We start from the raw sequence: 19,277 nt of genomic DNA, 5'->3' as shown, positions 1-19,277 counted from the left end.
GGCTATCATGTCTCGGTGTCGGACCAGGAAGATCTGAGAACTGTTCCATCGCCTCCGCTGCACGGGGTGCGCGTGCTCGACGTGTCGACGCTCTTCGCCGGTCCTCTCGCGGCCACCTTTCTCGGCGATTTCGGCGCCGACGTGATCAAGATCGAGCATCCGGCACGACCCGACGCCGCCCGCGGGCACGGCCCGCAGAAGCACGGCGTCAATCTCTGGTGGAAGACGCTCGGTCGCAACAAGCGCACAGCGACGGTCGATCTGAGCACGGCGGCCGGCGCGGACGTGCTTCTGAGACTCGTCGCCGATACCGACGTGATGATCGAGAACTTCCGTCCGGGCACTCTCGAGCGCTGGGGGCTCTCGCCCGAGCAGCTGTTCGCGGCGAATCCGCGGCTGGTGCTCGCGAGGGTGACCGCTTTCGGGCAATTCGGGCCGTACTCCTCACGGCCGGGCTTCGGAAGCCTCGCCGAGGCCATGAGCGGATTCGCCGCGCTCACAGGCGATCCGGACGGCCCGCCTACGCTGCCGCCGTTCGGCCTCGCCGACGGCATCGCGGCGCTCGCCACTTCCTACGCTGTGATGGCGGCACTGCGAGGTGCCGAGCGCGACGGCGTCGGGCAGGTCGTCGACATGGCGATCATCGAGCCGATCCTGATGCTGCTGGGCGGACAGATCACGGCATGGGATCAGCTCGGTCTCGTGCAGCCGCGCACCGGCAACAGGTCCGTCAACAACGCTCCGCGCAACGTCTACCGCTCGCGCGACGGCGTCTGGCTGGCGGTCTCGACGAGTTCGCAGTCGATCGCCGAACGGGTCATGACCGTGGTCGGCCGCACCGAGCTGACCAGGGAGCCGTGGTTCGGCTCGGGACACGACCGGGCGCAGCACGCCGACGAGCTCGACGACGCCGTGCAGGCCTGGATCGGCGCGCACCCCGCGTCCGAGGTGATCGATGCCTTCGAGGCCGCATCCGCCGCGATCGCACCGGTGTACGACGTGAGGGGAGTCGTCGAGGACCCGCAGTACCGGGCTCTGGAGACGATCGTGAGAGTGCCCGACCCGGAACTGGGAGACCTCGCGATGCAGAACGTCCTCTTCCGGCTCTCGCGCACGCCGGGCTCCATCCGCTGGGCCGGGCGGCCGCACGGTGCGGACACGGACGACGTCTTGCGGGATGCCGGATTCTCGGATGACGACATCGACGCACTGCACGCGTCAGGCGCCGTGTGATGGATCTTCACCGCACGGGGCTCTACGTACCGGGCGACCGGCCCGATCGCTTCGCTTCGGCCGAGGCGAGCGGGGCGGACCTTGTCGTCTTCGACCTCGAGGACGCGGTGGCCGCCGAGCGCAAGGGGCGCGCCAGGGATGACGTGATCAGGTGGCTGGAAGCTCGCTCATCGGAGGTCGCGGTGCAGGTGCGCGTGAACGCCGGAGATGACGAAGACCTGCGCGCGGTCTCGACGCTGCCGCTCGACGTCGGCATCCGGCTGCCGAAGGTCGAGGATCGAATGCAGCTCGACCGGGTGGCCGAGCTCGCGCCGGGACATCCGGTGACGGCGCTGCTCGAGTCGGCGAGGGGTGTGCTGAACGCGCGTGCCACTGCCGAGCACCCGGCGGTGGTGGCGATCGGCCTGGGCGAGAGCGATCTGCGCAGCGACCTGGGCGGCGGCGAGCCGGTACTCGACCATGCCCGACTCACCGCGCTGTACTCCGCGCGGGCCGCCGGACTGCCGGCCCCGATGGCATCCGTATACCCCGCGATCCGCGATCTGGATGGGCTCGCGGAAGACACGCGACGGGCGGCGCAGCTGGGCATGTTCGGGCGCATGGCGGTGCATCCGATCCAGCTGCCGGTGATCTCGGCGGAGTTCGCGCCCACGGCCGCCCAGATCGCCTGGGCGCAGGAGGTGCTGCGACTGCTCGCGGCAGGGGGAGTGGCGACTCTGGCCTCCGGCGAGATGGTCGATCCGGCCATGCGCGGGCGTGCCGAGCGGATTCTCCGGGAGTACGTCGCAGGGTCTTGACACCCGGTACTCCCGCCGCCTAGATTCCCTGCAGCCCGACCAGCGCCGATTTGGAAACGTTTCCACGTCCGATCGCTGGAAACGTTTCCACTCGACGAGGAGCATCATGGGGACGAAGCCGACACTGCACGAGGTCGCCGCGACCGCCGGCGTCTCCCTGGCGTCCGCGTCGCGTGCGCTCACCGGACGCTCCGCGAGCCCCGAGATGGTGCGCAAGGTCCGCACCGCGGCCAAGCGCATCGGCTACCTCCCTGACGCCACAGCCCGATCGCTGCGCCTGGGCGGACACAGGCAGGTCGTCTTCGCGGTCGACGACATCGGCAACCCGAACTACGTGCAGATGCTGCGCGCGATCGAGGCGGAGCTGGGGGAGACCACGCGGATCAGCGTCTCCTCGACCGGCCGTCGCCCGGATCAGACGGTGGAGCTCGTGCGGATGCTGAGCATGGGAGCGGGCGACGGACTCATCATCTCTCCGCTGCGCGTGACCCCGGCGCTGCGCCAGGCGATCGCCGACACCGTCGTGCCGGTCGTCGTGATCGGCACGCTGCACTCCGATCTCGGCGTCGACAACGTGTTCGTCGACTCGTCGGTCGCGGTGGGAATGGTGGTCGACCACCTCGTCGAGATCGGTCGCACCCGCATCGGCGTCATCAACGGGCCGGGAAACACCAATCCGGGCGCCGCGCGTCGGGCGGGCTTCGCGGCCGCGGTCGAGCGCCATGCTCTCGTGCGCACCGAGGCGCTGCAGATCACGGCGGCGGACTTCACGGTGGGAGCAGGCGTCGACGCCGCGGAACACCTGCTCGCCGCAACGCTCGACAGCGGCATCCCGATCGACGCCATCGTGTGTGCGAACGACCTCATCGCGATCGGCGCGATCAGCGCGGCGCGACGTCGAGGGCTGCGGGTACCCGACGACCTCGCCGTCACGGGCATCGACGACACCGAGCTCGCGGCGCTGTACAGCCCTCCGCTCACCTCGGTGTCGCTGCAGTCCGAGCGACGCGGAGGCATCGCGGCGCGTATGCTCAGCGAGCGATTCGCCGACCCGTCGCGCCCTCCCCGCCGCGAGACGGTGGACGCCACGCTCGTCATCAGGGCTTCGACGATCGGCGAAGCCGCATGAGTGCCGGGACGAGCCGCACCAGGACCACGGCCGTTCCGCGGACGGGCGGGCTGGCCCGCTCCCGGCGCAACGAGGCGATCGGCCTCGTCGTGCCCACCCTGATCCCGATCCTCGCGCTGAGCGTGGTGCCGCTGTTCATCGGCGTCGCGACGGCGTTCACCGACTCGCGGCTCGCACGTCACCACGACACGCAGTTCGTGGGCTTCGAGAACTTCATCTCGCTCGGCTCCGACGTGCAGTTCTGGCAGTCGTTCGGCATCGGCATGATCTGGGCGGTGACGGTCACCGTGCTGCAGGTGGTCGGTGGACTCTGCCTGGCGCTGCTGCTGAACACCGACCTGCGATTCCGCGGGATCACGCGTGTGCTCGCGTTGATCCCCTGGGCCATGCCGCCGGTCGTCGTCGCCGTCATGTGGCAGATGATCTACTCGCCGACGAACGGCCCGTTGAACTGGCTGATCGAGTCGCTGGGCGGTCCCGCCGACATCAACTGGCTCGGCGACTTCGGTCTCGCCCTCCCGGCGGTGATCCTCGTCGGCGTCTGGGTCGGCATGCCGCAGAACACCGTGGTCCTGCTCGCCGGGCTTCAGCAGGTGCCCGGCGAGCTGCTCGAGGCGGCCGCGGTCGACGGCGCGAGCACGTGGCGGCGCTTCGTGAGCGTCACGCTCCCCGCGCTGCGTCCGGTGATCTTCTCGATCGCGAGCCTGAGCTTCATCTGGAACTTCAACTCCTTCGGCATCGTCTACGTGATGACGGAGGGCGGTCCTGGCGGACGCACCATGCTGCCGATGCTGTTCACCTACCTCGAGGCGTTCAAGACCCGCAACACCGGTGGGGCCGCGGCGATGGGCGACGTGATCGTGCTCTTCCTCGTCGTCATCCTGGTGATCGCGCTGTGGCGCCAGTTCCGTCCGGAGAGGAGCGCGCGATGAAGGACACGACCGCGACCAGGACCCTGGTCACGCAGAACGCCACGAAGACCCAGCGGCGACGGGCCGACCGGCGCACGAGGAAGCCTCTGGTGCGTACTCTGCAGTATCTGGCGCTCGCCGCGTTCCTCATCTTCCTGGGGTTCCCGCTGGTGTGGCTCATCTCGACGGCATTCAAGTCCTCGGCCGAGATCAACTCGCTCGCCGTCAACCTCTTTCCGCTGCAGCCGACGATCGACAACTTCATCGCGGCGCTGGAGAGGCAGGGGCTCGTGCGTGCGGCCGGCAACAGCCTCATCGTCGCCGTCGCGACGACGATCGTCGTCACGCTGCTGTCGATCCCAGGTGCCTACGTGATGGCGCGCTACCAGGGGAAGCTGCGGACGATCGGCGTCGGCTACATCCTGGTCAGCCAGATCTTCCCGGTGATCCTCGTCGTGATCCCGCTGTTCTTCATCCTCCGCTCCGTAGGGCTCGTCGACTCGCTGCTCGGACTCGTGATCGTGTACTCGGTCTACACGCTGCCGTTCTCGCTCTGGATGCTGCAGGGCTACGTCGCGGCGATCCCCTTCGACATCGAGGAAGCGGCGGCGATCGACGGCGCGAACAAGGCGCGCACTCTCCAGCGGGTCGTGTTCCCGCTGCTGATGCCCGGACTCGCCGCCACCGCGATGTTCAGCTTCGTCTCGGCGTACAACGAGTTCTTCTTCGCACTCGTGCTGCTGCAGTCTCCCGAGAACTACACCCTCCCGATCGCGCTCAGCACCTTCATCGGCGGCGAGGGCAAGGTCGCCGTCGGTCCGCTCGCCGCCGGTGCGCTGCTCTCCAGCATCCCCAGCATCGTGTTCTTCACGCTGCTGCAGAAGCGCCTGGCCACCGGCCTGCTGTCCGGCGCGGTCAAGGGCTAGCTCCACAGTTCCCGCAGTTCCCGCAGTTCCCGAACACTAGAGAAAGAGGTATGAAGTGAAGACGCTTCATCGTGCGACCATCGCACTCGCGGCCGCCGCCGCGACGGCCCTGGTCCTCGCGTCCTGCTCGCAGGGCGGCGAGACCGCAGACGACACCGCCGACGGCGAGCCGGTGTCGATCACGTTCCAGTCGTTCTCCGATCAGCCGGCCGCGATCCAGGCGACCAAGGAGATCGTCGACGCGTGGAACGCCGACAATCCCGACATCCAGGTCGAGATCGTCCAGGCTCCGACCGACAGTCTGGATGACAAGCTGACGACGCAGTTCGCGGGCGAGGTCGCGCCGGACATCATCCACTACGAGGTGCTCGGAATCGTGCCGTTCGCCAGGGACGGCTACCTCGCCGATCTGAGCGAGCTGCTCAGCGAGAAGACTCTCGACGACATCGATCCCGGCGTGCGGGAGTCGGTCACGGTCGACGGCCAGATCATCGGCGCCCCGACCGAACTGCAGACCTACGTCGTGTTCGCGAACAAGACGCTGCTCGAGGCCGCAGGTGTGGAGATCCCGACCGGCGACTCCATGTCGTGGGACGAACTGGCCGACATCGCCGCGGCGACCACCTCGGGTGACGTGCACGGCATCACGTGGGGCCTGAAGAGCCCCACCGCGGCGTTCATGAGCCTGGGGATGGGCTTCGGATCGGAGTACTTCACCGGCAAGGGCGAGGACATGAAGGTCGAGGTGAAGGATGCCGACCTCGAAGTGCCGAACCGCGTGCGCGACATGATCGAGGCGGGCTCCGTCGACCCGATCGGCGTCACGCAGTCGGGTTCCGACGTGCTCGCGACGTTCTACGCGGGCAAGGCGGCGATGACGGTTCAGGGCTCGTACCAGGTGGCCAACATCGCGACCGATGCTCCGGCAGGCATGGACTGGGTCGTCCTGCCTCCGCTCGCCGGCTCCGAGGGCGCCGTCCAGGCGGCCAACCCTCAGACGCTGTCGATCAACATCGACTCCCCGCATCAGAAGCAGGCGGCGAAGTTCCTCGACTACTTCATGCAGACCGACAACCTCGTGAAGATGAACGTCGCCGACGGGCTGATCCCGACGACGGTGTCGGCGCGCGAGGCGCTCGCCGAGCAGACCGCGGATCAGAACGGCTGGCCGGAGATCGTGAAGTCGGCAGAGGGGCTCGAAGGTCCCGCTTTCCTGCAGGCCAACGGATTCGTCCGGTGGAAGGACACCGTGGCGACCCCGGCGTTCCAGAAGTTCCTCGGCGGCGAGATCGACGACGAGGGCCTCGCGTCCGAGCTCGATGACGGCTGGGCACAGGTCAACGGTTGATGACGCCGGAGCGGATGCTCGGCATCCGCTCCGGCTCGAAGAGAGGAATGGCATGAGCTGGATTCGGGAACGCACGGCGGCCGTGCTCGCAGGGTCGGCGATCGGCGACGCCCTCGGTGGGGCGGCCGAGGGCTTCAGCCCCGAGAAGATCAAGGAGCGCTACGGGGGCCGGATCACCGGGATCGTCCCTCCGTATCACCTGGACTGGCAGACGGCCCGGCCCGTGAGTCCGTATCACAAGGGCGACGGTCACATCACCGACGACACCCTCATGACGCAGGCGCTGATCCGCGTGTACGCCGAGCGGCGGGATCACATCGACGCCTTCGCGGTCGCCGAATCGCTGGTGCCGCTGCTTCAGACGGAGATCCGCTGGATACCCGAGCTCGAGCGCGAGTCGATCCTGCTGCAGCGGATCTTCCTCGCGGAGAAGTGGATGGTGGCGCGACTGCAGTACGGACACGTCGACCCGCGCGAGGCCGGGGTGGGGAACGTCGTCAACTGCGGCGCCGCGATGTACATGGCCCCGGTGGGGATCGTCAACGCGGGCAACCCCGAGGCGGCGTACGCGGAGGCGATCGACGTCGCGGGAGCGCACCAGTCGAGCTACGGCCGCGAGGCGGCCGGCGTGTTCGCCGCGGCCGTGGCGGCGTCCGTCGCGGTCGGCGCCTCCGTCGATTCTGTGATCGACGCCGCTCTGCGCGTCGCGCACGACGGTACGGCGGCAGCGATCCAGGCGGTCGTCGATGCGGCGAGATCGCTTCCTGAGGATGCCGACGATGAGACAGTCGGCGCCGTGCTGCGCGACGCGATCCGTCCCTTCGACACCGTCGGGGACGCGTATCGCGAACCGCTCATGGACGCGCGGGTCCCCTCGCGCACGAAGTCGATCGAAGAGCTGCCGGTGGCTCTCGGCTTCCTGGTCGCGTATCGCGGTGATCTGATGCCGACCGTGCTGGGGGCGGTGAACTACGGGCGCGACTCGGACTCGATCGCCTCGATGGCGGGCAGCATCGCAGCCGGAATCGGAGGGGTCGCCGTGATCCCCGCCGACATCATCGACACGATCGCGACCGCGAGCCGCGTGGACTTCGATGAGTACGCCGCGCTGCTGTCGGATGTCGCCGAGGAGATCATCGCGGCCGACGGAGCCCGGGCGCAGGCTGATCTGCGCCGCATCGCCGGCCTTCAGGAGGCGTGATGCGTCTCACCTGGGCGCAGCCCGAGGACCTGGTGCCGCACGAACTGGTGCAGGCGAGGGCGGAGGGGAAGGACGTCTCCGCGATCGCCGCTCGGTGGGTGGAGGCCGGCGGCGGCCTCGATCCGGTGCGCGGCGGCGCGACGCCGGAGGCTCCTCCCGACCAGCTGCGGATGCTCGCCCGAGAGCTGCTCGTCGAGCTCGATCGGGTTCGGAGCGACAGCGAGGAACCGACGGACTGGCCTGGCGTGCACGCCATGCTCGACGGCGTCCCCGCGCCGACGGCGGTGGGCGGTGAGGCTCTCGCGGACCGGATGCTGGGGGCGTGGACAGGACGGTCGGCCGGTTGCCTGTGGGGCAAGCCTGTCGAGAAGATCCCCCGCGAGGGGATCGAGGAGATCCTGCGATCGACCGATCGCTGGCCGCTCACGGACTACTTCACGGCGCAGGGGCTGCCCGCCGAGGTCGCCGCCCGCTGGCCGTGGAACAGGAGGTCGGCGGTGAACTCCCTCGTCGAGAACATCGACGGGATGCCGGAGGACGACGATCTCAACTACCCGCTGCTCAACCTCCGCGTCTTGGAGACGGCGGGACGCGGGTTCACCACCGACGACGTGGCCCAGGCCTGGCTGGCCGACCTCCCGGCCGGCCGCACGTTCACCGCCGAGCGCATCGCGTACCGCAACCTTCTCGACGGCTACCGCCCCGATGAAGCCGCCCGCGTGCGCAACCCGTTCCGCGAATGGATCGGAGCGCTCATCCGCACCGATGTCTACGGCTGGATCAACCCCGGCGATGTCGGCGAGGCCGCGCGCATGGCCTGGACGGACGCGCGCCTCAGCCACACGCGCAACGGCCTCTGGGGTGCGATGTGGGCAGCCGCCCTGGCATCCGCGTCGCTGGTCTCGCACTCCGTGGACGAGGTGCTCGCGCTGGCCGGGACCGTGGTTCCCGTCGACAGCGAGCTCGCCGCCGCCATCGCCCACGGCGCGGATCTCGGCCGTTCGGATCTCGACGACGCTGCAGCCCTCGACGCGCTGCACGCCGCGTACGGACGCCTCCACTGGGTGCACACGATCAACAACGCCGCGCTCATCGCGTTCGCCATCGCCCGCAGCGGCGGCGACTTCGCCCGAGGGGTGCCGCTCGCCGTGGTGGCAGGGTGGGACACCGACTCCGCCGGCGCGACGGTCGGCTCGGTGCTCGGTGGCCTGGCGGGCTTCTCCAGGCTCCCCGAGCGATTCACCGCGCCGTTGCGCAACCGCATCGCCACGAGTCTTCCCGGCCTCGACGGCGTCGAGATCGACGACCTCGCTCGACGCACTCTCGCGCTTCTTCCTGCGCACTGACCCTCGAAGAGACAAGGACTTCCATGACTTCCCCCACGCCGAGCCTGCAGGACAGAGCTCGAGGCTCGCTCGCCGGGCTCGCGATCGGAGACGCGATCGGCCGGCCGGTCGAGGGCTTCTCCGCGGCCCAGATCCAGGCGGCCCACGGTCGCGTCACCGGCTATCTCGATCCGGAACCTGCAGGCAGCGACGACACCGAGTACGCACTGCTCACCGCGAAGACCGTGCAGCGCGTCGGCGTCGGGGCGACGGCCGACGACTTCGCGCAGACCTGGATCGAGGACGTGCTGCCGCAGGCCGACGACTTCAAGGGCGGCGGTTTCAGCGAGATGGCCGCGATCGACAACCTGCGTCGCGGCATCCGCCCGCCTCTGAGCGGAGACACGATGCACGGCTGGAGCGACGGCCTCGCCATGCGGGTGAGCCCGCTCGGCATCGTCGCCGACGGCGACGCGGACCTCGCTCGTCGGCTCGCAGAAGCCGACGGCGCCGTCAGCCACACGACAGAGGGCGTCTGGGCAGGGGTCGTCGTCGCGGTCGCGGTCACCACCGCGCTCACAGGGGCCGATGCGGAGGAGTGCTACGAGGCCGGCCTCGCGGCGATCCCCGCCGACAGCTGGACGGCGCGCAATCTCAGAGACGCCAGGGATCTGGTGCACTCCGGCCTCGACGACGACGCACTGGCTCTCGCCCTGCACGATCGGCTCGCCGTGGTCGACTACTTCTGGGCCGATCTCGCGCCCGAGGCCGTCGGGCTCGCCATGTCCTCGGTGCTGCACGCCCGGGGCCGGGCCGCCGACAGCATCCTGTTCGCCGTCAACATGGGACGAGACGCCGACACGACAGCCGCGATCGCCGGCTGCATCGGCGGTGCGATCTCGGGTATCGCCGATCTGCCGGACGAATGGGTGGCGGGCCTTCGGCCGGTGGCCGGATCCTGCATCCGTTCGATGCGCGGCATCCATCCGCTGGATGCCGCCGACACCCTGACCCGCATCGTCGAGGAGGCGCGCGCATGACCACTCCCGTGATCGATCTTCTCACCCGTGGAATCGTGGCGGGGGAGTCCTCATCGTCGATGAACGCCGACTTCCGCGTCTACGCGTTGCCGCCCAAGCGCGTGAACCGCGTGCGGATCCTCGCCGCGCTCGGCGACGCCGATCGCACCACCACAGTGCCGCGACCTTTCACGCACGCGGCGCCGCCGACGACGCTGCATCCCGGGGCGGGCGAGAACCTCGAGTGGTTCGCGTTCTCCGCGCGCCAGCATGCACGCGGATTCGGTCTCGTCGAATGGCGGGAGCTCGCGGCTCTCGAAGCGGATCCCGAGGGCGGACTGCGGGCACGGATCGGAACCAAGCTCGCGCTGCAGAACCTCCGACGCGGAGCGGAGCCGCCGCAGTCCGGCCACGACAACGCCCACTACTTCGACGACATCGCCACCGTGCGGGCGCTCGCCGCGGTCGCGGTGCTCGGCGCGGACGCGACCGAGGCGGCCGAAGCCGATGCGGCGGTCACGCACTCCCTCGATGGCGTGTGGTGCGCCAGGGCCTCAGCGGTCCTGTTCGGCGCCCTCCTCGACGGCGCTCCTGCGAACGACGCGGTTCGGCTCGCTGTGGAGCAGCTTCCTGAAGGCACGTGGAGCCGCCGCATGGCCGACGCTTCGCTCGCAGTCGCCGCCGAGTCGCACGGTCCGATGGACAGGGCCCGCCGACTCAGCACAGAGGTCGGCGACTGGGTGTACAGCTATCCGATCGCCGCTCCGGAGACGTTCGGCTTCCTGCTGGCGCACGTCGCCTCTGCAGCGGATGCAGCGGATCTGATGCTCGGCGCGCTCGCACAGCCGAGGAACGCGGCGTCTCTTCCGGCGCTGGCCGGTGCGGCCGCGGCCGCACTGTTCGGAGAGTCGTGGATTCCCGCAGGGGTCGACGCCGACGGCATCCGCCTGACCGGTCTCGGCATCCCCGCTCTCGCCGGACTCACGGTCGCAGAGGCGATCGCACGATGATCGGGCCGTCGGCATCATCGGGGGGCGACTCATGCGGGTGATCGTGGTGGGCAGCGCCAACCTCGACACCACGGTGCGGCTGCACCGTCACCCGGGTCCCGGTGAGACCGTGCTCGCGGAGAGCGAGGCGACGGGCGCGGGGGGAAAGGGCCTCAATCAAGCAGTGGCTGCCGCGCGAGCCGGCGCCCGGACACGATTCGTCGGCGCTGTCGGCGACGACGATGCGGGCCGCCGGCTCGACGAGGTCCTGCGAGGCGAAGGAGTCGACGCGAGACTCGCGCGCTCAGAACGTCCGACCGGGTCGGCGTTCGTGATGGTCGCCGAGGGAGGGGAGAACGCGATCGTCGTGGTGCCGGGGGCGAACGGCGACGTCGACGCGCTGTCCGGTCGCTTCTCGACGGCCGAGCAGGGAGATGTCGTGCTCGCGCAGCTCGAGGTGCCGATCGAGGTCGTGCGGGAGGCGTTCCGTGCGGCCAAGGAGCAGGGGGCGACGACGGTGCTCAACGCGGCGCCGAGCCGGGCGCTGCCCGCCGACGTGTTCGCGCTGATCGACATCCTCGTGGTGAACGAGCATGAGTGCCTCGATCTGGCGGGCGCCGCGGATGCCCTTCTCGAGGACGCCGCGGCAGTGCTCGCCTCTCGTGTGCCCACGCTCGTCGTGACCCTCGGCGCAGAAGGAGCGCTCGTGCGCGATGCCGCCGGCGAACGCCGCGTACCGGCGTTCGCCGTGACAGCCGTCGACAGCACCGCGGCGGGCGACACGTTCTGCGGAGCGCTCGCCTCGCGTCTAGCCCTCGGAGACGAACTCACCGCCGCAGTCGAGTTCGGCTCTGCGGCGGCCGCTCTGTCGGTTCAGCGGTCAGGGGCGTCCTCCTCGGCGCCGCGGCTCCCCGAGATCGAGGAGTTCCTCGCTGCGCGGAAGCCCTGAGAACACACGAAGGGCCGGGGCTCGCGCCCCGGCCCTTCGCCGTCGTCATCCGCTCAGAGCGGAGCGACGATGTCCTGCTTGACGTCCCACTCGGTGACGACCGTGGTCGAGTCGACGACCGTGCCGCTGACCTCGGCCTTGGTGGTGGTGGCGAGAGGAGCGAAGTCCTTCGTGACCTCGAGGACGAGGTCCGACGAGACGCCCTGCATCTCGACCGCGCCCGAGAGCAGGAAGACCTGCTGACCGAGACGCTCGCCCGTGCCGGTGACGGTGAAGTCGCCGGAGAGCAGGGTGGCGATCATGGTCGGGCTCGCCTGGGATGCGGCAGCCGCGCCCGTGCTGAGGCCGGCGACCATCGGGTCGCTCGACGTGGTGTCGGCGACCTGCCAGGCGCCGGTGGCCGTCTTGACCCAGGCGTCGTCGCCGATCACGATGATCGAACCCAGGGGAGTGGTGCTCTCGAGGGCCTTCTCCGCCGGGTTGTACTTGCCCGTGGTCTCCATGCCCATCACGCTGGTCGAGGCCGCGTAACCGGCGATCGACGATGCGGTGTCGGCGATGCAGGCGCCGAGGGCGGCTCCGTCGACGGTCGCACCCTCCTTGAGCTCGGGGCAGTCCGTCGCGGGAGCTTCGGCCTCCTGCGAGGCGCTGCTGCTCGGCTTGTCTTCGGCTGCGGGCTTGTCGGATGCTCCCGCGGAGCATCCGGTGAGCATGACGGCGGCGGCGAGAACGACGCCGACCCCCCACTTGTTGACGCGCATGGCGTCCCCCCTTCGGTCGTGTGGCGCCGACGTTCGACGGCACCTCCCCAGCATGCCAAGTGCTCCGCCCGGTCGCTGGCCGCAGCGCCGAGCTTTCTCAGGTAGACTGTTGAGGTTGTCTGCCCTCAGGCCCCCATTCGGAGGCCCGGACGGATGACGTGCTACACACCCTCCTGCTTCCGGGAAAGTCCCGGGAGCCGTTCTAGTCCGAAGGAGGTGGGTAAGTGACGCACCAGTACGAACTCATGGTCATTCTGACCCCCGAGATCGATGAGCGCACGGTCGCCCCGACGCTCGACAAGTTCCTGAAGGTCATCACCAACGATGGTGGCTCGATTGACAAGGTCGACATCTGGGGCAAGCGCCGTCTTGCTTATGAGATCCAGAAGAAGAACGAGGGCATCTACGCCGTCGTCAACTTCACCGCTACCAGCGAGGCCACGCAGGAACTTGACCGTCAGCTCAAGCTGAACGAGTCGATCATGCGCACCAAGGTGCTGCGGGCAGAAGAAGCTCAGGCGATGGTCGCCTCGGAGGCGAAGCGCTCCGAGGAGAAGGCTGCTCGCAAGGCTGCGAAGGCGTAAGTCTCATGGCCGGCGAAACAGTCATCACCGTGGTGGGAAACCTCACGGCCGACCCCGAGCTGCGCTACACGCAGAACGGACTGCCGGTGGCGAACTTCACCATCGCATCGACGCCTCGGAACTTCGACCGCGCCGCGAACGAGTGGAAGGACGGCGATGCGCTGTTCCTCCGTGCGTCCGTGTGGCGCGAGTTCGCGGAGCACGTGGCAGGTTCTCTGACCAAGGGCATGCGGGTCATCGCGACCGGCCGCCTGCGTCAGCGCTCCTACCAGGACCGTGAAGGCCAGCAGCGCACCGCGATCGAGCTGGAGGTCGACGAGATCGGCCCTTCGCTCCGGTACGCGACCGCTCAGGTCACGCGGGCGGCGTCGAATGGCGGCGGCTTCCAGGGTGGCGGTCAGGGCGGTGGCGGGCAGCAGTCCCGTCCCGCGCAGCAGGCAGTGTCGGAGGAGCCGTGGTCCACGCCCGGCTCGTCGACCAGCGCTGACGCGTGGAGCACGCCCGGCAGCTTCGGCGACGACACCCCGTTCTGAACAAGGATCTCCGGATGCTTCGGCATCCGTCTCATAACTAAGGAAAAACTATGGCTGGAAAGTCGAGCGGCGACCGCCGCAAGCCGCGGAAGGGTGGCAAGCCCACCGCTCCCGCGAAGTCGATCCGGGTCGGCGTCATTGATTACAAGGACGTCGCCACGCTTCGCAAGTTCATCTCGGAGCGTGGAAAGATCCGCGCCCGTCGTATCACCGGTGTCTCCGTGCAGGAGCAGCGTCTGATCGCCCGCGCGATCAAGAACGCTCGCGAGATGGCTCTCCTGCCCTACGCCGGCGCTGGCCGCTGAGGGGTACGGACATGGCAAAGCTGATTCTCACGAACGAGGTCGCCGGGCTCGGAAGCGCCGGTGACGTGGTCGAGGTCAAGAACGGGTACGCCCGCAACTACCTCATCCCCCAGGGCTTCGCTACGGCGTGGACCCGCGGTGGCGAAAAGCAGGTCGCTTCGATCCAGGCTGCTCGTCAGGCTCGCGCGATCCACGACCGCGACGAGGCCGTGGCCCTGAAGAACGCCCTCGAGGGCACCAAGGTGCGTCTCGCCGTCAAGGCGGGCGCCGAGGGTCGCCTCTTCGGTTCCGTCAAGACCGAGCACATCGCGGATGCTGTCGCAGCCGCCGGTCTCGGTGCGATCGACAAGCGCAAGGTGCACATCACGTCGGCGATCAAGTCGACCGGTGAGCACGAGGCCACGGTTCGTCTGCACGACGACGTGACCGCTGTCATCACCCTGCAGGTCGTCGCCGCCAAGTAAGGCGCGACACCGCTCGAACGCCCTCTGTCCTCCGGGACAGGGGGCGTTCTGCATTCGTCCTTCGTGTGCATGGGGGCGTGCGAAAAGTCGGAGTCGACGGGCGACTGGCCGCCGGGCGGATGCCGCGCCCCGGCGTGTCCGCAAGGATCTCCGACTTTTCACGCTCGGATGACGGATGACGGCCGAGGGCATGGCGGATGCCCCGTGGTGAGGGCCACGGGGCATCCGCTTTGTATGCGTGAGCGCCACGAATCGCGAGCCAGTGAGGGGCACCTGTCCCGACATCCGCTGTTCGGCGCATCGACGCTCCGGCGGACAGCATCTCCTCCCCCGAGGATGACTGCCCGCCGGGGGTATCGCTACGCCGTCAGCAGACGACGACGCAGCAGTCCCGCCCCGAGCAGCAGCAGAAGGGCGGCGACCACGGCGAGTCCGAGCGTCGCGGACCCTCCGGTGGTGGCAAGCGCGTCAGCACCCGCCGCGGTCGCGGCCGCTCCCTGAACCGTCGTTGCGGGAGGCGTAGCCGGGGTCGAGCCCGGGTCGGTTCCCGGATCGGTGCCGGGATCGGTTCCCGGATCGGTGCCGGGGTCGGTGCCGGGATCGGTTCCCGGATCCGTTCCCGGATCCGTCACCGTGCTGGTGCCGCCGACCGCGATCGCATTGCCGCCGATCGTGATCGGAAGGTTGACCGGCAGGGCGATCTGGGTGCCGCCGAGGATCGATCCGCCGCCCGAGGTCACCGCGCCTCCGAGCCCGGGGCCGGTAGCGGGAACGCCGCCTCCGCCGCCGGTCACCGTACTGGTGCCGAGAGCGGAGATGGCGTTGCCGAGGACCGACACGGGTGCGGTGACGGGTGCGACGACCTGGGTGCCGCCGGCGAGCGAGCCGTCTCCTGCGGTGGTCGGGCCGTCGGAGCCTGATCCTGCGGGTGCGGTCGTTCCGCCGCCACCGGTCACCGCGCTGGTGCCGAGGGCGGAGATGGCGTTGCCGAGGACCGACACGGGTGCGGTGACGGGCGCGACGACCTGGGTGCCGCCCAGAATCGCTCCATCCCCCGACGTGGACGCGTCGGTCGACGACGCGGGCGACGGAGATGCGCCGGTGCCACCGGCGACGCTGCTGGTGCCGAGGATCGACACCGCGTTGCCGAGAACCGACACGGGAGCGGTGACGGGTGCGACGACCTGAGTGCCGCTGCCGGTCCCATCGGAGCCGTCGGTGGTCGCCTCGAACGGAGCGGCCGTCGCGGGCGCCGGTGCTGCGGCATCCGATCCGGTGGCCTCGCTGGTGCCGAGCACCGAGACGGCGTTGCCCGTCACGGTGACCGGTGCGTCGACCTGCAGCACGGCCTGGCTGCCGGAGAGCAGCCCGTCCGTGCCGGAGGTCGTGGGTGACGGCACCCCGGCCGTCGTGGTCTGGGGAACCACGGTGGTGGCCTGGGGAGCCACCGGCTGAGGATCCGCGGCCGGGGTGCTGGTCGAAGACGTGCCGAGAACGCTCAGGGCGTTGTCCTGCACGGTGATCGGGAGGTTCACGGTGACCACGGCCTGACTGCCGGAGGCTGTGCCTGACGCGCCGCTCGTCTCCGCCGAGGGGGCGGGGGCAGGCGCGGGAGCCGTCGCTGGCGGCGTCTGGGAGGCCGAGGTGCCGAGAACGGAGATCGCGTTGCCCGCGATCGTGATCGGAGCCGAGATCGGCGCGACCACTTGGGTGCCGGAGAGGATGCCGTCCTCTCCATCGGTCTCAGCCGCGTTGGCGACCGAGGCGCCGAGCAGGGTGATCCCGCCGGCGATGAGCGTGCCCCACAGGGCCCGCTTCAAGAAGGTGCGCATGGTGATGCTCCTGACTGAGCTGTGTCGATTGATGGGATGCGCGCGGGATTCGGGTGCGCGCGCAGCACGTCATCTGTCGTCCGCGAGGGGACGACTCGACAGGGCGTCAGTCAGGAGCGACGTCGTGGTCGGCGACCGGAGACGTCGGCAGGGCGTCATCGGTCGCGCCGTGGTTCCGCTTCTCAGCACGAAGCGGGGGAACACCGTCGTCGCTGATGCGAGCGGCGGTGGCAGCTGCACCTCCGCCGGAACCGGCGGAGGAAGACGGGGAGATCGGCGTCGTGGGGGGAGCGGCGGCCGGGTCGCCGGACGGCCAGGGCGCGTCGCCGTCGGGACCCGCAGAACCGCCGTTGCTCGGATGCGCGGGGCCGCGAGCGGGCGCGCCGGAGACGACTGCGACAGCAGCCACGCCAGCGGATGCCGTCGGCGCCGTGGGCGGACTCACCGCCTGGCCGTCGTCAGGATTCGGGGAGGCCGGAGTGATCGGTTCTGCGGGAAGGAGCGGCTCGAGGCCTTCGAGAACAGGCGGAACGGTTCCGTCGATCACGCCCCCGACGACGTCCGTGGCGTCGTCGACGATTCCGACCACGTCGTCGATCAGCCGGGGCACACCGAGATCGTCGACGAGGTCGCCGACGATCGGGAGCCCGGTGACGACGTCGATGACAGGCGTGGTCACCTGGGAGACGGGAGTGCTCCCCACGACGTCGACGACAGGCTGCACGACCGTCTGGGCGGTGTCGGTCACCGCGGAGACGAGAGGTGCAGTCGCCGGTCCGACGACCGGGACCTGTGCGACCGTCTGAGTGACCGTGGTGACCACAGCCGGCACGGTCTGTTGCACCGGGGCCGCGATGGCGGTGACGACGGGTGCGACGACCTGCGTGACCACCGGTGTCACGGGTGCCGTGACCGCCGTGACCGTGCTGCTCACGACGCCGGTCAGACCGTCGAGCGGTCCGTCCCCCTCATCCGCGTGTGCGGATCCGCCTCCGGTGAAGAGAGTGAACGCGGCCCACGCGAGCACAGCAGCGCCACCCCAGATGAGGCCGGTTGAACCGGCCCGGGTGGCCCGAGCGTCCACGTTCCACCTCCCCCTCTGAAGGCAAACGCAATCTCGGCGCGGATGCGTCGATGGGGTGAGACTACTCCCGCCGAAAGCGACTGTCCAGGAGCAGATATACGAGTGTTTCGGCATACGGCGTCGAGTGACGCGCCCGACCGCGGGCCCGGCTTGACTTTCCCCAGGTTCTGCACATGTCGACATCCGCACTACCAACCTTCAATCCCCGCTTGAGGCCGAATGTTGTACACAGGGTGGGGAAACTGAAAAGACCTGGTCGTGAGGAATAAACTCGTCCAAAACTCTAGTAGTCCACCGGGTTATCCACATGCGTTGTGCACAGACACTCCGAGTTTCTCCGCATCCTTTCCACATAGTTATCCACAGGCTGTGTTGCATGGGGTTGACCGCGTGAATAGCGTGGTCGAGCGACCAAATGTCGGTGGATGCTGATTCGCTGTGCACCTGACTGAATGAGGTCGCGGAAGCACCCACTCGTCGCATCGAAGGGAAGCCTGTGTCGATCGCCGACATCTCGGAGGAACGCCTCGGAGGGCAGCGTCATCCGGAGCGGACTCCGCCGCACGATCTGCTCGCCGAGCAGAGCGCGCTCGGAGGCATGCTGCTGTCGAAGGACGCGGTCGCCGACGTGATCGAGACGCTCAAGGGCGCCGACTTCTACATCCCGAAGCACGAGCTGATCTTCGAGGCGATCCTGTCGCTCTACTCGCACGGCGAGCCGACCGACGTCGTCGCCGTGACCGACGAGCTCATCAAGACCGGCGAGCTCAGCCGCGCCGGCGGTGCCGACTATCTCCACACGCTCACCTCGATCGTGCCGACCGCGGCGAACGCGGGCTACTACGCCGGCATCGTGTCGGAGCGCGCGATCCTGCGGCGCCTCGTCGACGCCGGAACGCGCATCGTGCAGCTCGGCTACGCCGGTGAGGGTGACGCCACCGACATCGTCAACACCGCGCAGGCCGAGATCTACTCGATCACCGGATCTGAGACGGCAGAGGACTACGTGCCTCTGCAGACGGCCGTCGATGCGGCGATCGAGGAGATCGAGGCGGCCAACGGGCGAGACGGTTCGATGACCGGCGTCCCGACCGGCTTCCGCGAACTCGACGAACTGACCAACGGCCTGCACGGCGGCCAGATGATCGTCGTCGCCGCGCGACCCGCCATGGGAAAGTCGACGCTCGCCCTCGACTTCGCGCGGTCGGCATCCATCGGCCACAACCTGCCCTCCGTCTTCTTCTCGCTCGAAATGGGCAAGAGCGAGATCGCGATGCGTCTGCTCAGCGCCGAGGGTGCGATCCCGCTGCAGAACATGCGAAAGGGCAACCTCGACCCGCGCGACTGGACGACCGTCGCCGCGACCCGCGGTCGCATCAACGACGCTCCGCTCTACATCGACGACAGCCCGAACATGACACTCGTCGAGATCCGCGCAAAGTGCCGCCGGCTCAAGCAGCGCGAAGGCTTGCGCATGGTGATCATCGACTACCTCCAGCTGATGACCTCGGGAAAGCGCGTCGAGTCGCGTCAGCAGGAGGTCTCGGAGTTCTCTCGTAGCCTCAAGCTCATCGCCAAGGAGCTGCAGGTGCCGGTGATCGCGCTGTCGCAGCTGAACCGTGGTCCGGAGCAGCGGCAGGACAAGAAGCCGGCGATCAGCGACCTGCGCGAGTCTGGATCGATCGAGCAGGATGCCGACATGGTGATCCTGCTGCACCGCGACTCGGTCTACGACAAGGACGTGCGTCCTGGTGAGGCCGACCTGATCGTGGCCAAGCACCGTAACGGCCCGACCGCGACGATCACCGTCGCGTTCCAGGGTCACTACTCGCGGTTCGCCGACATGGCGCCGGGCGGGGACTTCAACTGAGTGTAGGTTCCAGCTGG

At 69.0% G+C, this 19,277-nt stretch carries 19 protein-coding genes; 16 read left to right on the top strand and 3 right to left on the bottom strand.

Going from position 1 to position 19,277, the window contains the following annotated elements:
- Positions 1-15 precede the first annotated feature (15 nt).
- From ACI3KT_RS09885 to ACI3KT_RS09835, 11 genes are all read left to right on the top strand, one after another.
- Positions 16-1,233, top strand: a complete 1,218-nt coding sequence (locus ACI3KT_RS09885) for a CaiB/BaiF CoA transferase family protein (RefSeq protein WP_404903966.1) — start codon at positions 16-18, stop codon at positions 1,231-1,233.
- Entirely contained in the window at positions 1,233-2,030 is a 798-nt protein-coding gene (locus tag ACI3KT_RS09880; protein WP_404903964.1) for an HpcH/HpaI aldolase/citrate lyase family protein, read from the top strand. Before ACI3KT_RS09885 ends, ACI3KT_RS09880 begins: the two co-directional genes overlap by 1 nt.
- 106 nt (positions 2,031-2,136) lie before the next feature.
- On the top strand, positions 2,137-3,159 hold the full coding sequence (locus ACI3KT_RS09875) for a LacI family DNA-binding transcriptional regulator (RefSeq protein WP_307293097.1): 1,023 nt from the start codon (positions 2,137-2,139) through the stop codon (positions 3,157-3,159).
- The gene (locus ACI3KT_RS09870) at positions 3,156-4,091 is read left to right on the top strand and encodes a carbohydrate ABC transporter permease (protein WP_292908540.1); all 936 of its coding nucleotides are present in this window, start codon (positions 3,156-3,158) and stop codon (positions 4,089-4,091) included. Before ACI3KT_RS09875 ends, ACI3KT_RS09870 begins: the two co-directional genes overlap by 4 nt.
- On the top strand, positions 4,088-4,996 hold the full coding sequence (locus ACI3KT_RS09865) for a carbohydrate ABC transporter permease (RefSeq protein WP_307293093.1): 909 nt from the start codon (positions 4,088-4,090) through the stop codon (positions 4,994-4,996). Before ACI3KT_RS09870 ends, ACI3KT_RS09865 begins: the two co-directional genes overlap by 4 nt.
- Before the next feature lie 55 nt (positions 4,997-5,051).
- The gene (locus ACI3KT_RS09860) at positions 5,052-6,344 is read left to right on the top strand and encodes an ABC transporter substrate-binding protein (protein ID WP_292908544.1); all 1,293 of its coding nucleotides are present in this window, start codon (positions 5,052-5,054) and stop codon (positions 6,342-6,344) included.
- A 52-nt stretch (positions 6,345-6,396) separates the two neighbouring features.
- Positions 6,397-7,545, top strand: coding sequence for an ADP-ribosylglycohydrolase family protein (locus ACI3KT_RS09855; RefSeq protein ID WP_404903962.1), 1,149 nt, complete (start codon positions 6,397-6,399; stop codon positions 7,543-7,545).
- A complete protein-coding gene (locus ACI3KT_RS09850) occupies positions 7,545-8,891 on the top strand; it encodes an ADP-ribosylglycohydrolase family protein (protein WP_404903960.1) in 1,347 nt (448 codons plus the stop codon). The genes ACI3KT_RS09855 and ACI3KT_RS09850 overlap by 1 nt, the downstream gene beginning before the upstream one ends.
- 23 nt (positions 8,892-8,914) lie before the next feature.
- Positions 8,915-9,910, top strand: coding sequence for an ADP-ribosylglycohydrolase family protein (locus tag ACI3KT_RS09845; RefSeq protein WP_292908550.1), 996 nt, complete (start codon positions 8,915-8,917; stop codon positions 9,908-9,910).
- Complete coding sequence (locus ACI3KT_RS09840) at positions 9,907-10,899, top strand: ADP-ribosylglycohydrolase family protein (protein WP_404903958.1); 993 nt, start codon at positions 9,907-9,909, stop codon at positions 10,897-10,899. Before ACI3KT_RS09845 ends, ACI3KT_RS09840 begins: the two co-directional genes overlap by 4 nt.
- 31 nt (positions 10,900-10,930) lie before the next feature.
- Positions 10,931-11,827 carry a ribokinase gene (locus ACI3KT_RS09835; RefSeq protein WP_404903956.1) on the top strand — a complete coding sequence of 299 codons (897 nt, stop codon included), beginning with the start codon at positions 10,931-10,933 and terminating at the stop codon, positions 11,825-11,827.
- Positions 11,828-11,880: 53 nt separating this feature from the next.
- Here ACI3KT_RS09835 and ACI3KT_RS09830 read toward each other — a convergent pair whose 3' ends face one another.
- Positions 11,881-12,588: a hypothetical protein gene (locus tag ACI3KT_RS09830; RefSeq protein WP_292908556.1), complete on the bottom strand. Its 708-nt coding sequence runs from the start codon at positions 12,586-12,588 to the stop codon at positions 11,881-11,883.
- Positions 12,589-12,812: 224 nt separating this feature from the next.
- Here ACI3KT_RS09830 and rpsF point away from each other — a divergent pair, with 224 nt between their 5' ends.
- From rpsF to rplI, 4 genes are read left to right on the top strand one after another with little or no spacing between them, the layout of a single operon-like run.
- Positions 12,813-13,172 carry a 30S ribosomal protein S6 gene (rpsF, locus tag ACI3KT_RS09825; protein ID WP_404903954.1) on the top strand — a complete coding sequence of 120 codons (360 nt, stop codon included), beginning with the start codon at positions 12,813-12,815 and terminating at the stop codon, positions 13,170-13,172.
- 5 nt (positions 13,173-13,177) lie between these two features.
- Positions 13,178-13,705, top strand: coding sequence for a single-stranded DNA-binding protein (locus ACI3KT_RS09820; RefSeq protein WP_292908560.1), 528 nt, complete (start codon positions 13,178-13,180; stop codon positions 13,703-13,705).
- A gap of 50 nt (positions 13,706-13,755) precedes the next feature.
- Positions 13,756-14,010: a 30S ribosomal protein S18 gene (gene rpsR, locus ACI3KT_RS09815; protein WP_045257356.1), complete on the top strand. Its 255-nt coding sequence runs from the start codon at positions 13,756-13,758 to the stop codon at positions 14,008-14,010.
- 11 nt (positions 14,011-14,021) lie between these two features.
- The gene (rplI, locus tag ACI3KT_RS09810; RefSeq protein WP_292908564.1) at positions 14,022-14,474 is read left to right on the top strand and encodes a 50S ribosomal protein L9; all 453 of its coding nucleotides are present in this window, start codon (positions 14,022-14,024) and stop codon (positions 14,472-14,474) included.
- 359 nt (positions 14,475-14,833) lie between these two features.
- On the opposite strand, the gene ACI3KT_RS09805 is transcribed toward rplI, so the two are convergent.
- Together ACI3KT_RS09805 and ACI3KT_RS09800 are read right to left on the bottom strand one after the other, a co-directional pair.
- A complete protein-coding gene (locus ACI3KT_RS09805) occupies positions 14,834-16,306 on the bottom strand; it encodes a chaplin family protein (RefSeq protein WP_404903952.1) in 1,473 nt (490 codons plus the stop codon).
- A 106-nt stretch (positions 16,307-16,412) separates the two neighbouring features.
- Positions 16,413-17,390, bottom strand: a complete 978-nt coding sequence (locus tag ACI3KT_RS09800; protein ID WP_404903950.1) for a hypothetical protein — start codon at positions 17,388-17,390, stop codon at positions 16,413-16,415.
- A gap of 496 nt (positions 17,391-17,886) precedes the next feature.
- Between ACI3KT_RS09800 and dnaB the strand changes: the two genes are divergently transcribed.
- The gene (gene dnaB, locus ACI3KT_RS09795) at positions 17,887-19,260 is read left to right on the top strand and encodes a replicative DNA helicase (protein WP_292908606.1); all 1,374 of its coding nucleotides are present in this window, start codon (positions 17,887-17,889) and stop codon (positions 19,258-19,260) included.
- Positions 19,261-19,277: the final 17 nt, after the last annotated feature.

The sequence above is a fragment of the Microbacterium sp. ZW T6_19 genome, assembly GCF_044987465.1.
Lineage (GTDB): Bacteria > Actinomycetota > Actinomycetes > Actinomycetales > Microbacteriaceae > Microbacterium > Microbacterium natoriense_A.
The sequence above is the reverse complement of the archived record's forward strand: the minus strand, read 5'-3'. Positions and strand labels throughout refer to the sequence as shown.

Excerpts from the sequence above, each read along its gene's own strand:
- ACI3KT_RS09870 (WP_292908540.1), top strand. The coding sequence starts at position 3,156 with ATGAGTGCCGGGACGAGCCGCACCAGGACCACGGCCGTTCCGCGGACG.
- ACI3KT_RS09820 (WP_292908560.1), top strand. The coding sequence starts at position 13,178 with ATGGCCGGCGAAACAGTCATCACCGTGGTGGGAAACCTCACGGCCGAC.
- ACI3KT_RS09845 (WP_292908550.1), top strand. The coding sequence starts at position 8,915 with ATGACTTCCCCCACGCCGAGCCTGCAGGACAGAGCTCGAGGCTCGCTC.
- ACI3KT_RS09805 (WP_404903952.1), bottom strand. The coding sequence starts at position 16,306 with ATGCGCACCTTCTTGAAGCGGGCCCTGTGGGGCACGCTCATCGCCGGC.
- ACI3KT_RS09865 (WP_307293093.1), top strand. The coding sequence starts at position 4,088 with ATGAAGGACACGACCGCGACCAGGACCCTGGTCACGCAGAACGCCACG.
- rplI (WP_292908564.1), top strand. The coding sequence starts at position 14,022 with ATGGCAAAGCTGATTCTCACGAACGAGGTCGCCGGGCTCGGAAGCGCC.
- ACI3KT_RS09880 (WP_404903964.1), top strand. The coding sequence starts at position 1,233 with ATGGATCTTCACCGCACGGGGCTCTACGTACCGGGCGACCGGCCCGAT.
- ACI3KT_RS09855 (WP_404903962.1), top strand. The coding sequence starts at position 6,397 with ATGAGCTGGATTCGGGAACGCACGGCGGCCGTGCTCGCAGGGTCGGCG.
- ACI3KT_RS09840 (WP_404903958.1), top strand. The coding sequence starts at position 9,907 with ATGACCACTCCCGTGATCGATCTTCTCACCCGTGGAATCGTGGCGGGG.
- ACI3KT_RS09835 (WP_404903956.1), top strand. The coding sequence starts at position 10,931 with ATGCGGGTGATCGTGGTGGGCAGCGCCAACCTCGACACCACGGTGCGG.
- ACI3KT_RS09875 (WP_307293097.1), top strand. The coding sequence starts at position 2,137 with ATGGGGACGAAGCCGACACTGCACGAGGTCGCCGCGACCGCCGGCGTC.
- rpsR (WP_045257356.1), top strand. The coding sequence starts at position 13,756 with ATGGCTGGAAAGTCGAGCGGCGACCGCCGCAAGCCGCGGAAGGGTGGC.
- ACI3KT_RS09830 (WP_292908556.1), bottom strand. The coding sequence starts at position 12,588 with ATGCGCGTCAACAAGTGGGGGGTCGGCGTCGTTCTCGCCGCCGCCGTC.
- ACI3KT_RS09850 (WP_404903960.1), top strand. The coding sequence starts at position 7,545 with ATGCGTCTCACCTGGGCGCAGCCCGAGGACCTGGTGCCGCACGAACTG.